Annotated in this window: 8 protein-coding genes, 8 tRNA genes and 1 pseudogene; 4 read left to right on the forward strand and 13 right to left on the reverse strand. The window is 39.8% G+C overall.

What is annotated here, in order from left to right:
* Window positions 1-246: pseudogene (locus I6F43_RS12455) on the forward strand (IS4 family transposase); the annotation flags it as partial.
* A 913-nt stretch (window positions 247-1,159) separates the two neighbouring features.
* On the opposite strand, the gene I6F43_RS12460 reads toward I6F43_RS12455, so the two are convergent.
* From I6F43_RS12460 to I6F43_RS12515, 12 genes are all read right to left on the reverse strand, one after another.
* Window positions 1,160-1,246, reverse strand: a tRNA-Leu gene (locus tag I6F43_RS12460).
* Between the two features lie 38 nt (window positions 1,247-1,284).
* Window positions 1,285-1,358: transfer RNA gene (locus I6F43_RS12465), tRNA-Cys, on the reverse strand.
* 19 nt (window positions 1,359-1,377) lie between these two features.
* Window positions 1,378-1,453 (reverse strand) — tRNA-Gly (locus I6F43_RS12470).
* Window positions 1,454-1,502: 49 nt separating this feature from the next.
* Window positions 1,503-1,589 (reverse strand) — tRNA-Leu (locus tag I6F43_RS12475).
* A gap of 39 nt (window positions 1,590-1,628) precedes the next feature.
* Window positions 1,629-1,704 (reverse strand) — tRNA-Gly (locus I6F43_RS12480).
* 64 nt (window positions 1,705-1,768) lie between these two features.
* A tRNA-Leu gene (locus I6F43_RS12485) sits at window positions 1,769-1,855 on the reverse strand.
* Window positions 1,856-1,892: 37 nt separating this feature from the next.
* Window positions 1,893-1,966 (reverse strand) — tRNA-Cys (locus tag I6F43_RS12490).
* A 32-nt stretch (window positions 1,967-1,998) separates the two neighbouring features.
* Window positions 1,999-2,074: transfer RNA gene (locus I6F43_RS12495), tRNA-Gly, on the reverse strand.
* A gap of 212 nt (window positions 2,075-2,286) precedes the next feature.
* Complete coding sequence (pgsA, locus tag I6F43_RS12500) at window positions 2,287-2,832, reverse strand: CDP-diacylglycerol--glycerol-3-phosphate 3-phosphatidyltransferase (protein ID WP_032827134.1); 546 nt, start codon at window positions 2,830-2,832, stop codon at window positions 2,287-2,289.
* A 42-nt stretch (window positions 2,833-2,874) separates the two neighbouring features.
* A complete protein-coding gene (gene uvrC, locus I6F43_RS12505) occupies window positions 2,875-4,698 on the reverse strand; it encodes an excinuclease ABC subunit UvrC (protein ID WP_165726639.1) in 1,824 nt (607 codons plus the stop codon).
* Window positions 4,699-4,707: 9 nt separating this feature from the next.
* Window positions 4,708-5,358 (reverse strand): UvrY/SirA/GacA family response regulator transcription factor, encoded by a 651-nt coding sequence (gene uvrY, locus I6F43_RS12510; protein ID WP_002963136.1) that lies wholly within the window; start codon window positions 5,356-5,358, stop codon window positions 4,708-4,710.
* 108 nt (window positions 5,359-5,466) lie between these two features.
* Window positions 5,467-6,618 carry a dicarboxylate/amino acid:cation symporter gene (locus tag I6F43_RS12515; RefSeq protein WP_007587010.1) on the reverse strand — a complete coding sequence of 384 codons (1,152 nt, stop codon included), beginning with the start codon at window positions 6,616-6,618 and terminating at the stop codon, window positions 5,467-5,469.
* Window positions 6,619-6,980: 362 nt separating this feature from the next.
* Between I6F43_RS12515 and cysK the strand changes: the two genes are divergently transcribed.
* The gene (cysK, locus tag I6F43_RS12520; RefSeq protein WP_002963138.1) at window positions 6,981-7,949 is read left to right on the forward strand and encodes a cysteine synthase A; all 969 of its coding nucleotides are present in this window, start codon (window positions 6,981-6,983) and stop codon (window positions 7,947-7,949) included.
* A 142-nt stretch (window positions 7,950-8,091) separates the two neighbouring features.
* On the forward strand, window positions 8,092-8,526 hold the full coding sequence (locus I6F43_RS12525; RefSeq protein ID WP_007587009.1) for a hypothetical protein: 435 nt from the start codon (window positions 8,092-8,094) through the stop codon (window positions 8,524-8,526).
* 341 nt (window positions 8,527-8,867) lie between these two features.
* Here I6F43_RS12525 and I6F43_RS12530 read toward each other — a convergent pair whose 3' ends face one another.
* A complete protein-coding gene (locus I6F43_RS12530) occupies window positions 8,868-11,144 on the reverse strand; it encodes an acyl-CoA dehydrogenase (protein WP_010555304.1) in 2,277 nt (758 codons plus the stop codon).
* 167 nt (window positions 11,145-11,311) lie between these two features.
* Here I6F43_RS12530 and I6F43_RS12535 point away from each other — a divergent pair, with 167 nt between their 5' ends.
* Window positions 11,312-13,159, forward strand: coding sequence for a M2 family metallopeptidase (locus tag I6F43_RS12535; protein ID WP_197102618.1), 1,848 nt, complete (start codon window positions 11,312-11,314; stop codon window positions 13,157-13,159).
* The last annotated feature ends 54 nt before the right edge of the window (window positions 13,160-13,213 follow it).

A 13,213-nucleotide genomic window follows, 5' to 3' on the forward strand; every position in this document is an offset into this window, starting at 1 on the left:
CACACATTAAAAGGTGATTATTTACCATACCAACTCAGTTTCAATGGTAGTTTAGCTCAAATAATGAGGTTGCTTGTTGGATTACCTTATTCAACACCTGGAGCCATACCACGTCAATTAAGATACTTTTATGCGATGGCAGAAAGCCTCATTCTAGAGCCACGAAGGGGGCGAAGTTTTCCTCGTTCAGTCAACCCAAGACCACAGCGGTACGCTAGAAATAAAAAAGCCGTCCACCTTAAGTGAACGGCATTAGAGCTACGGCTCGCTTTTTTAGTTCTAAAAATAAAAAGTCCTGACACATAGCACTCGATCATTTATAAGTAAAAGCTGTTACGGACGATAAGAACTGTATAGACATTATCTGATTATCAGCCTAGATAAGACAACCTACAAAAACAGATGCTTAATGCCCACAGCTCTGCATTATGCATAAGCACTTTATTGTTTACCTATTTGAAGTTCTCACCATAACTCTAGACTTACTCTTACCCGCGATTTTTAACTTCCAATGAGCATGTGTTAGTAACCAATTCGACAACTATACCAACCTGCATAAATCTCTGAGTAATTTAACGAATTAAATTGCACTATAACGTCGTTAAAAATTTTTATTTAGAACACTAGATACAAAAATTTTTGCCTAAATCTAGCGTAATTTCCTTAACCTTAAATAGACCCCATATATAAGCAGATTGGTATTACTTTATGCTACCAGCACATAGGTGTTTGAACTTTGCTTTCAAGGTTATTTGCTCTCGAGGTGTAGATTGCTTTACTGTTTTGAATTTTTTAAAGCTAATGGCCTACTTTACTGGTTAGTATCATAAGTCTATGACGCTTTAGTTCAGTTCAAAGTGTATTCGTACTGTGTGTCGCTAAGGATTGCATGGCTGGTTTATTTGAGGCGCTATAGGATTGGGTTTGGAAATATTACATTATGCTTACTCATATATATCTTTAATACGATAGATATACAAACTCTTAATGAACTATCACACAACGCTATTATTGGGTAGACCATGCATAAAATAGTGCATATCAAGATAATATAAATCATAGAAAACATAAAAATGATAAATCAGGATTTTTACTGGATATTTTATAGATATTGGAAGATTTATTAGATACTTTTTAAGCAGAGCGCTTAATATATAGATGGTGCCCGAGGCCGGACTTGAACCGGCACGACTTGTTAGTCGAGGGATTTTAAATCCCTTGTGTCTACCAATTCCACCACTCGGGCATCGAGTTTGCTAATTAAAGCGTGTGGAGTAAATTATATGGAGGCGGAACCCGGAGTCGAACCGAGGTAAACGGATTTGCAATCCGGTGCATGGCCACTCTGCCATTCCGCCTAAATGTATCCAAATAATTTGGAGCGGTACACGAGGCTCGAACTCGTGACCTCGACCTTGGCAAGGTCGCGCTCTACCAACTGAGCTAGTACCGCAAAATACTGTTTTATCAACTTAAAATCATCTTGGTAAAATAATTTAAAGTGGTGCCCGAGGCCGGACTTGAACCGGCACGACTTGTTAGTCGAGGGATTTTAAATCCCTTGTGTCTACCAATTCCACCACTCGGGCATCGAGTTTGCTAATAAAAGCAAGTGGATAAAACTAATATGGAGCGGTACACGAGGCTCGAACTCGTGACCTCGACCTTGGCAAGGTCGCGCTCTACCAACTGAGCTAGTACCGCATCATATTAATTCTAAATTAACTATTTTACAAATTACACTTGGTAATGTAATTAAACCACAAAGTGGTGCCCGAGGCCGGACTTGAACCGGCACGACTTGTTAGTCGAGGGATTTTAAATCCCTTGTGTCTACCAATTCCACCACTCGGGCATCGAGTTTGCTAATTAAAGCGTGTGGAGTGTTGAAATGGAGGCGGAACCCGGAGTCGAACCGAGGTAAACGGATTTGCAATCCGGTGCATGGCCACTCTGCCATTCCGCCCCAATACTGGAGTAATAACCTTGAGATAAACTTGGAGCGGTACACGAGGCTCGAACTCGTGACCTCGACCTTGGCAAGGTCGCGCTCTACCAACTGAGCTAGTACCGCATTTTATTTATCAGTTATTTGAATCAACACATGATGATTTATGTGAACATTCAGGTAACTGATTAATTACCGTTTTGTTTATCTCGGGGGCTATGCCCTCTCAACACGGACGCATTCTACAGAGATTATTAAACGCGTCAATACAAAAAATGCTAGTTTTGAACTGTTTGCTTGTTTTTTATCTAAAACGGTGCGTTATTATACATTTAGAGTTAATTTTTAGTCAATTCACCCCATGCTGCACGTAAATATTGCATCATAGAACTCAAGGTTAAAAAGGTCGCAATGTACAGTAGTCCAAAACTTAAATAGTTCATCCACGTATCATATTGCCAAATCAAACCGATAATGGCTAACATTTGTGCAGCCGTCTTTATTTTACCCATATTTGATACAGCTACATTACCACGCTTACCCTGCTCTGCCATCCATTCACGAAGTGCAGATATGATAATTTCACGGCTTATTATAATAAGAGCAGGTATTGTCATATACATTGACTGGTACTGATCAGATAACGCTACAAGTGCAGCACATACCATTACTTTGTCAGCAACAGGATCTAAAAAAGCACCAAAAGGAGTTGATTGCTCAAGTTTTCTTGCCAAATAACCGTCTAATATATCGGTGATCGATGCAAGCCAAAAAATAAAGGCGGCAGCAAAAAAAGCCCAGCTATAAGGCAAATAAAATATCACCAAAAAAACGGGGATAAGAAAAAGTCTAAATGTTGTGAGTGTGTTTGGAATATTCCACATAACTACTTGGATATGTCTTTTTTGCTATATTCGCATGTAGGGCTAGCCCTTGTCATGCAAATGGTTAAATATCTTCTCAGCCATGTCAGGGCTGATCCCAGGAACTTTCTTTAACTGTTCTATATTAGCAGCTTTTACACCCTGCATGCCCCCTAAATATTTTAATAATGTTTGGCGACGCTTAGAACCTACTCCATTTATTTCTTCTAGTAGTGATTGTGTACGTTGTTTTTGTCGTTTATTACGATGCCCTGCAATAGCAAAACGGTGAGACTCATCACGTATATGCTGAATCAAATGAAGCGCAGGCGCATCTGAATCCATCGGAATGGTTTTGCGTCCACCATCAATCAATAGTGTTTCAAGACCGGGTTTACGACTCGTTCCTTTTGCAACACCGACTAATAAAGGCATTTTAGTGTGCGGCCAATTAGAAAAGTACTGCTCAGCGCGTCCTAACTGCCCCTTACCGCCATCAATAAAGATAACGTCTGGAATTTTGTCTTCGTCTACTAACTTGTTATAGCGCTTGTTAAGTGCAAATTCCATTGCAGCATAATCATCGCCACCTGTAATACCTGTTACGTTGTAGCGTCTATACTCTTTTGTATTTGGGCCTTGTGAGTCAAATACAACACAACTTGCAACGGTGTTCTCCCCCATGGTGTGGCTTATATCAAAACACTCCATTCGGGTAATATCGTCAAGTCGCAGTGTTGCTTTTAATTGTGCATAACGTTTATTAATAGAGTCTTGGGTACTTTGTTTAACCGCAATACTGTTTAATGCATTTTTATTGGCCAGTTGTAAGTATTGAGCACGCTCACCACGGGTAACTACTTTAAGGGTTACTTTGCGCTCACTTATTTGTGTGAGTGCTTCACCGAGTGCCCCGCTCTCTTCTATTTCAAACGGTAATATGATTTCTTTTGCGATACGCCCTGTTGCTCCTGGCGCTAAATAATACTGTCCTAAAAATGAAGTCAATATTTCTTGCTCACTCGAATCTTTAGGTACTTTTGGAAAATAGGTTTTACTACCCAGTACTTTATGATCGCGGATCATTAATAAATGAATGCCGTTTAACCCGTTTAAATGCGCAAAACCGACAACATCCATTTCTGCAAAGTTACCAGAAATAGACTGTTGCTCCTGCATTTTACGAAGTAGCATTATTTGGTCGCGAACTTTTGCCGCTAATTCAAAGTTTAATTGCAGGCTGGCTGCTTCCATTTTTTTTATTAAATCAGCAATAACTTCGTGAGATTTACCCGTTAAAAATTTACGAACATAGTCAACTTGCTCACTGTAATCATCATCAGTTACTTTATTTACACATGGAGCTGAGCAACGTTTAAGTTGATATTGCAGACACGGGCGACTTCTTGCGCGGTAATAAGCATCTTCACATTGACGAACAGGAAATATTTTTTGCATTAAGCGCAAGCTTTCAGATACCGCTCCTGCGCTTGGGAAAGGCCCAAAGTACTCACCTTTAATTTTACGACTGCCACGATGAAATGCTAAACGAGGGTGTTTATGGCTAGTGAGTAAAATATAGGGGTACGACTTATCGTCGCGTAATAATATGTTGTACCGAGGCTGATATTTTTTTATTAGATTATTTTCAAGCAGCAGCGCTTCGGTTTCAGTATTGGTGAGGGTGACTTCAATGTTACAAATATTACTCACTAAAACGCGTGTTTTGCTATCGGTAATGTTACTTCTAAAGTAACTGCTCACACGCTTTTTTAGATGCTTTGCTTTACCAACATAAATAACTTGGTTGTCACTATCAAGCATGCGGTATACGCCCGGCTCACTTGATAGCGTTTTGAGAAAATGTACGTGATCGAATTCAGACATAAATTATAGTTAGTACGAAACGTCTATATCAATCATTTTATGACGAATAGCTAAATGGGTAAGCTCAACATCACCACCTACATTTAACTTTTCAAACATACGGTAACGATAGCTATTTACTGTTTTAGAGCTTAGATTTAAGCGTTCAGCTATATTTTGTGCTTTTTCACCTTTGGTGATCATAAGCATAATTTGCAGTTCGCGCTCAGATAAACTCTGAAAAGGGTTTTCATCTGTGCGGCCTGTCACTTGTGCAAGCGCTATCTGCTGTGCAATTTCAGGTGCAATGTAACGCTGACCAGCATGAACACAACGAATGGCACGAACCATTTCATCAGAGCCCGCACCTTTAGTTAAAAAGCCATGTGCACCAATTTGCATTACCTTGCTCGGAAACGGGTCTTCACAATTAACAGTAAGCACAATAATTTTTACATCTGGGCAGTAACGACAAATCTTTTTAGTCGCTTCTAATCCGCCCATGCCTGGCATATTCATATCCATTAATACTATGTTTGGCGCATGCTGACGACAAAACTGTACAGCCTCTTCGCCAGTTTTAGCTTCGCCAATTACTTTAAACCCTCGTACGTCATCAAGAATACGCTTGATTCCTGTTCGTACAAGTTCATGGTCATCAACTAAAAGTACATTAATCAATGGAACATCCTCACTTACCTAACAACATGCAATTTAATTAAATTAATTTGCCACAGTAACATACATAAAGCGAAACAATAATTAATATTATTGCCTCGCTCTAATAGTTTAAGATGACGATTTTTCGCTAAATCTGTCAACCCATAACGCAATGATACCATCACCCGTTACATTACACGCAGTACCAAAGCTATCTTGTGCTAAATAAAGTGCAATCATTAATGCAACAGCACCTTCATTAAACCCAAGCATGCTTGTTAATAAACCAAGCGCCGACATGACTGCACCACCTGGCGCACCCGGTGCTGCAATCATTACTACACCTAACATCATAATAAACGGTAGCATACCCATTAATGAAGGAACTTCCATGCTTGGCGATAAAAACATAACAGCCATTGCACAGGTTACTATAGTGATAGTTGAGCCAGATAAGTGAATAGTCGCGCAAAGTGGCACTGTAAAGTTAGCTACATCTTCTTTAACGTTATTTGCTTTACTTGATTGAAGCGATACTGGAATCGTTGCTGCACTTGACATAGTACCTAATGCTGTAAAGTAAGCTGGTAGCATATTTTTAACTAATTCGATTGGATTACGTTTTAACAATATACCTGTCGCTATATATAAAACGCTTAACCATAACCAATGCATAACAAGCGCTGCAATTAGTACTACACCAAATGTTTGCAACGTATCTACCACAGTGCCTGCCACCGTCATTTCGGCAAATACACCAGCAATGTAAAATGGTAAAGCTGGAATAATTACTTTCGATAATAACCCGTCCACTACATCACGACCCTGATCAGACACCTTTTTAAGCGTATCAAGTTCTAGTTGGCTCATGCCTATACCAAATACAAAAGCAGTCACTAATGCGGTCATTACCCCCATAAGAGGTGGAATTTCTAAATCAATAAAACTACCTATTTCAGTAGCAACTTCTGCTTCAAATGTAATGCCACCACTTAAAAAAGGTATAACAGCACTTACTAATAAAAATGCAAGCGTACCTGCAATAATGGTAGAGCTATAAGCAAACCCGACTGTTTTACCAAGTAAGTGACCAGACCCTTTTGGTAGGCCTGCAATACCCGATGCAATAAAAAATAATATAATAAGTGGAATGGTAAAAGAGATAATTTGACCAATCAGCTCTTTTACTGTGAATAAAAGTTCAACACCAGTTATAGGTACATATAGTCCAACTAGGATACCGGCCACAATACCGGCAATTAATTTTAAGATTAACTTCATTGTGATTGCTTAATTGAATTTAGATACGTGTTTTTATCATGTTTTAGACGCATTGTGTGATAAAACTATTCAAGTTACATTCATATGCACAAATAACGAACAAATACAGCTTGATCCAATGCTCTTTCGAACATTTTTTGACTAAACGAGTTTTTACTCTTTAAATTTCAAATTAAGCCCGCACTTATAATAACTAAAGCACCGTTAATAATTGATTTTTATTTCGGCTGGTTATAAGCCCAATAGATATATGTTATAGCCAAACTTTACTTTAGTTTTTTTAAACTCACAGTAAAGTGTGTTTATATAGTTAGTAGCAAAGGCTATTAACACGTTGATCAGATTGCATCCAAAGGAACATTATGTCTACTATTTTTGAAGATAACTCACTAAGCATCGGTAATACACCGCTGGTAAAACTTAACCGTGTTACAGGTGGGAATGTATACGCTAAAGTTGAATCTCGTAATCCAAGCTTTAGTATCAAATGCCGCATTGGTGCATCGATGATTTGGGAAGCTGAAAAGTCAGGTCAGCTTGTTGAAGGTAAAGAACTTATAGAACCAACGTCGGGGAACACCGGTATTGCACTTGCATTTGTTGCAGCAGCACGTGGTTACAAGTTAACACTTACTATGCCAAACACCATGAGCCTAGAACGTCGCAAGCTATTAAAAGCATTAGGTGCAAATCTAGTACTTACCGACGGTGCTAAAGGTATGAATGGCGCAATTGAAAAAGCAAAAGAAATTCAAGCAACAGCTCCTGATAAGTATATTTTATTACAACAATTCGAAAACCCTGCAAACCCAAAAATTCACTTTGAAACAACAGGCCCTGAAATTTACGATGCGCTTGACGGCAAAGTAGACTTTTTTGTAGCAGGTGTAGGTACTGGTGGTACTATTACAGGTGTTAGCCGCTACCTTAAAACAGAAAAAGGTTTAAACGTTAAGTCTATTGCTGTTGAGCCAACTAACTCTCCTGTTATTAGCCAAACGCTTGCCGGTGAAGAAATTAAACCTGGCCCTCATAAAATCCAAGGTATTGGTGCTGGCTTTATCCCTGGCAACTTAGATATGGACTTAATTGATGGTGCCGAGCTTGTATCTAACGAAGACGCAATTGCAATGGCGCATCAGTTAATGAAAAAAGAAGGTATTTTAGTCGGTATTTCGTCAGGTGCTGCGGTTGTTGCAGCTAAGCGAATTGCTGAAAAACCTGAAAACGCAGATAAAAATATTGTTGTTATCCTACCTAGTGCAACTGAGCGTTACTTATCAAGCCCAATGTTTGATGAAGAATTTAGTGAGCAAGAGCTAGTACAATAAGTAATTTTAAGATTTTTAAAAGGATGCTTTAGGCATCCTTTTTTATTATTTATTATCCAATTTTCTATTTATTGCCCCCCATACCTTTACATCTTCCTAGATAAACCACACACTTTAAAAAAACTAATTAATAATAACTAATATGAAAAAAATCACGAGTTTATTAAGTTTGGTTATCTGTTTATTTTTATCAGCCTGTGGAGACGATACCAAAACACTTGGCGACACTCCTGGCGATACAGCAACCGCTTATTTTGATGCGCTTTATAACCAGCAAGACCTTCAAAAAGCCAGCACCATGGCAACACCCAATCTTACGCGCATCATGAAATCCTACGGCACTGCAAAACAGTTTTCCCGTAACTTAGTAAATATGCAATATGATGAAGTAACCATTGAAGTTGATATGACCAATATGAGCATCCGTGAACAATACGGTGATAACGCCAAAATAAACCTTATTTTTACCGGCTATTTAAATGGTGATAAAATTGACGAAATGCGCAGTGTAAAAATGCTTCGTAAAAAGGGTAAATGGTACATAGATAAAATAGTTGCCGACCCTTACGCTCGTTAAAATAAATGAATTAAACATAAAAAGGCCTTACATTTGTAAGGCCTTTTTCGTTTTAGCAGGGCGTGTTGATCTTTGTGGATTGAAATTTGTTCAATCTAGGGGCGATTTAATCGCGGCGCGAGGTTTGTAACCTAGTGGGCTAAGTAAAAACCGAGCAACAAAGAGTTAATCGTCCCTAGAAAGAACCCAAAGGGCAGCGCATGTTTGGCATTTATGCTGCGTTATCGCCTATTTATGGGGAATAACCACACTACATAGGCTCTGCCTTGCCTAAAAACCAAACAGTCTGCTGCAAATTCAACCACGAAAGGTCAACACGCCCTAGTATTTAAAATACTGCGCTACAGCTCACCTGGTTGAAAATTATCAACTGCGATGGCTTTCTTTCGTAACTTATTAGCGTGATGCATTGCATCAGCATCAGTTTGCTCTAACAACTTATTTTCAAGCGCATAATTTATAGCACCTTCAATATCAAGCGTTGCAGGTACACTGCCCTTACGCTGCCATTGTTTTAGATCTTTAAACTGCGCTTGCATATCATGCATAGCTAAAAATGCGCTTTCCATGACCCCTGTACCTGCATTTTCATCTACATAACATAAATGCGTTAAGCGGTTTCTAAATACACCCGGTTGAGTCATACGCTCACAAATACTTTGTGCTATTTCATCACTTGGTCTGTGGTAATGATTTCCAAGCGGGAATACGATACGTTTAAGGGTAAAATTAACAACCGGATTTGAAAAGTTTTTAAAGAAGCCATTAAACGCTTGGCCAATTTCAAATAATGAGTTCTCAATAGCATATTTTACAAATGGTAAATCAGCTTGTTGGCGCCCTTCGTCTTCATAACGTTTTAAAACAGTTGATGCTAAGTACAAATGACTTAATACATCACCCAAACGTGCCGATATCATTTCTTTTCGTTTAAGCTCACCGCCAAGCATTAACATAGCCACGTCTGTGCAAATAGCTAAGCCTCGGCTCATTCTGCTCAGTTGCTTATAATAAACAGCCGTTTCACCACCTACAGGCGCTTTAGCAAAATAACTACGTGTTAAGCCATGCACAAATGCCATACCTGCATTACTTGCTGCAAATATTATATGGTTCATTAATAAACCATCAAATTGTTCAAGTGCTGCGTCGTCATCTTCCATTGCAGCGGCTTCCATTTCTTTTAAAACAAATGGATGACAGCGTGTTGCACCTTGGCCAAATATCATTAAGTTACGCGTTAAAATATTCGCGCCTTCAACCGTAATTGATACTGGAATACCCATATAGCCATGTGCCAAATAGTTATTAGGCCCTACTTGAATTCCTTTACCTGAATGAATATCCATTGCATCATTCATTACCGTACGACCCATTTCAGTCATATGGTATTTAGCAATCGCGGTTACAACCGACGGGCTTAATTTTAAATCAATCGCACCTGCGGTCATTAATCGGCACGACTCAAGTGTGTAAGTTAAACCACCAATACGTGCAAGTGCCTCTTGCACACCTTCAAACTGCCCTATAGATACACCAAACTGCTGGCGTACCATGGCGTATGCCGATGTCATTTTTGAAGCTAAATGTCCAGTTGCTGCACTTAATGCCGGTAGTGATATACCACGCCCTGCACTTAAACACTCAACAAGCATTCTCCAGCCACGCCCTGCACACTCTTGCCCACCAATGATCCAGTCCAGTGGTATAAATACATCTTTACCGTAAGTGGTACCATTCATGAAGGCCATATTAAGCGGATAATGACGCTCACCCGTTTCAACACCCGGATGATCGGTTGGTATTAGAGCACATGTAATGCCTAGCTCTTTCTTATCACCTAATAAAGCATCAGGGTCATACATTTTAAATGCTAAGCCGAGTACAGTAGCCACGGGTGCAAGCGTAATGTAACGCTTTGACCAATTTAAACGCAGGCCCATTACTTGCTCGCCATTGTGCTCACCCATACACACCACGCCCGAATCAGGAATGCTGCCAGCATCAGAGCCCGCCTCTGGTCCCGTTAATGCAAAACAAGGAACATCTGTACCATTAGCTAAACTTGGCAGCCAACGATCTTGCTGCTCTTTAGTACCATAGTGAAGAAGTAACTCGCCCGGACCTAAGCTATTAGGCACCATAACAGTGACTGCGGCTGTTAAGCTTTTAGTCGAAATTTTTGACACTATCGTTGAATTAGCAATTGCCGAGAACTCACGACCGCCAAATTTTTCAGGAATGATCAGCGCAAAAAAACCTTCTGTTTTTAGGTAATCCCACACTTCTTTTGGTAAGTCTTTGTCTTTTTGTACAATTTGATAATCATCAAGCATCGCCAATAAGGTTTCTACTTGGTTAGCCATAAATGCGTTTTCTTTATCGCTAAGCTCTGGTTTAGGAAAGCGGTGCAGTTTTTGCCAGTCTGGGTTACCACTAAATAACTCACCATCCCACCAAACATCACCTGCTTCCATCGCCTCTCGCTCTGTTTGCGATAATGGCGGAAGCACCTTTTTGAACATTTTAAACGTAGGACGACTAATCAAGTTTAGGCGAATATCTTTAACTGCAAAAATAACCACCACCACGACCAGCAATATTATAAATATTAACATGCGCACATTCCTTACACAGTGAATGAAAATAGTAACTTAATTATGACCCATCTTAATTTAAATACAATCATTGAACGACGAGTCGAGAGCCTTAACGCATTCATTTTATTGTTTTAAACATCACTGCTATTATCAACGTTTTAATAACAATAAATTAAAGGAATAGCATGACCCCCTTTCGATTTAAACTAAGTATGAGCGCCTTAATGGTAGCAAGTACTCTTGCTTTAACGGCCTGCGATGCAGAAGTAACGATAGACACTACCGATTCAGCACACACTAAAAAAGCTGTAACAGCTAAAGATGCAAATACATTTATAACAAACACAGAAAAAGAACTAAGTGCACTTTATTTAGAATCGAGCCGTGCAGAATGGATTTACGCAAACTTTATTACTCATGATACGTCGGCTCTATCGGCTGAAGTTAACCGTAAAATGACCGAAACAGTCGTGCGTTTAGCAAATGAAGCTGCAAAATACGACGAACTAGAGCTTGATTACGATGCTCGCCGTAAGCTTGATAAACTAAAACTAGCACTTACACTTCCTGCCCCACAAGACGCTGATAAAACAGCGCAACTTTCACAAATTGTCGCAGAGCTTGGCGGGCTATACGGTAAAGGTAAATACTGTAAAGAAGATGGCACCTGTTTAAGCCTTGGCGACATGACTTCAAAAATGGCCACCAGCCGAGATTACAACGAACTACTTGATTTATGGCAAGGCTGGCGTGAAATATCAAAACCAATGCGCTCACTTTACGAGCAACAAGTAGTGCTGACCAACGAAGGTGCAAAGGAGCTTGGTTATGCCGATACGGGCGCTATGTGGCGCAGTAAATACGATATGCCTGCTGATGACTTTACCACTGAGCTTGACCGTATTTGGGGCCAAGTTAAACCACTGTATAACTCGCTACACTGCCATGTTCGCGCAAAGTTAGGTGAAAAGTACGGCACCGACAAAGTACCTCAAGATCAGCCAATACCAGCGCACTTGCTTGGTAATATGTGGGCGCAAGCATGGGGTAATATTTACGATGTAGTTGCACCAGAAAACGCCGATCCGGGTTACGACGTAACCGAGTTATTAGCTCAAAATAATTACGACGAACTTAAAATGGTAAAAGGGGCTGAAAACTTTTTTACCTCAATGGGTTTTGACGCACTACCAGAGACATTTTACGAGCGTTCACTGTTTGTAAAACCAAAAGACAGAGATGTGCAGTGTCATGCATCGGCATGGAATATCGATAGCAAAGACGATTTACGCATTAAAATGTGTATTCAGCGCACAGGCGAAGAGTTTTCAGTTATTCACCATGAATTAGGTCATAACTTTTATCAACGCGCATATAACAAGCAGCCTTTATTTTATCAAGAAAGTGCAAACGATGGTTTTCATGAAGCCATTGGTGACACCATTGCCTTATCGGTTACACCGGGTTACTTAAAAGAAATCGGCTTACTTGAACAAGTACCTGATGAATCTAAAGATATTGGTTTATTAATGAAAATGGCACTTGATAAAGTCGCCTTTGTGCCGTTTAGCTTAATGGTTGATCAGTGGCGCTGGCAGGTATTTTCAGGGGAAGTAGCACCGGAAAATTACAATAAAGCATGGTGGGAACTACGTGAAAAATACCAAGGAGTGCAAGCTCCTATCGCACGTAGCGAAAATGATTTTGATCCGGGTGCTAAGTATCACGTTCCGGGTAACACGCCTTATACACGTTACTTTTTAGCGCATATTTTGCAATTTGAGTTTCATCGCAGCTTATGTGAAATTGCCGGTAACGATAAAGCCATTCATCGCTGCTCTATTTATAACTCAAAAGAAGCAGGGGATAAGCTAAACGCTATGCTTGAAATGGGTTCGTCTCGCCCTTGGCAAGAGGCGCTTGAAACTGTAACAGGTAAGCCGCAAATGGATGCAACAGCAATGCTCGATTACTTTGCACCATTACAAACTTATTTAGATAAACAAAACGAAGGCCGCAACTGCGGCTGGTAAATAGCGCTGAACAAAAAGCCCGCTCAAATGAGCGGGCTTTTTATTCATATTCTA

It is taken from the genome of Pseudoalteromonas sp. NZS71_1 (assembly GCF_015864305.1).
Classification (GTDB): Bacteria; Pseudomonadota; Gammaproteobacteria; order Enterobacterales; family Alteromonadaceae; genus Pseudoalteromonas; species Pseudoalteromonas arctica.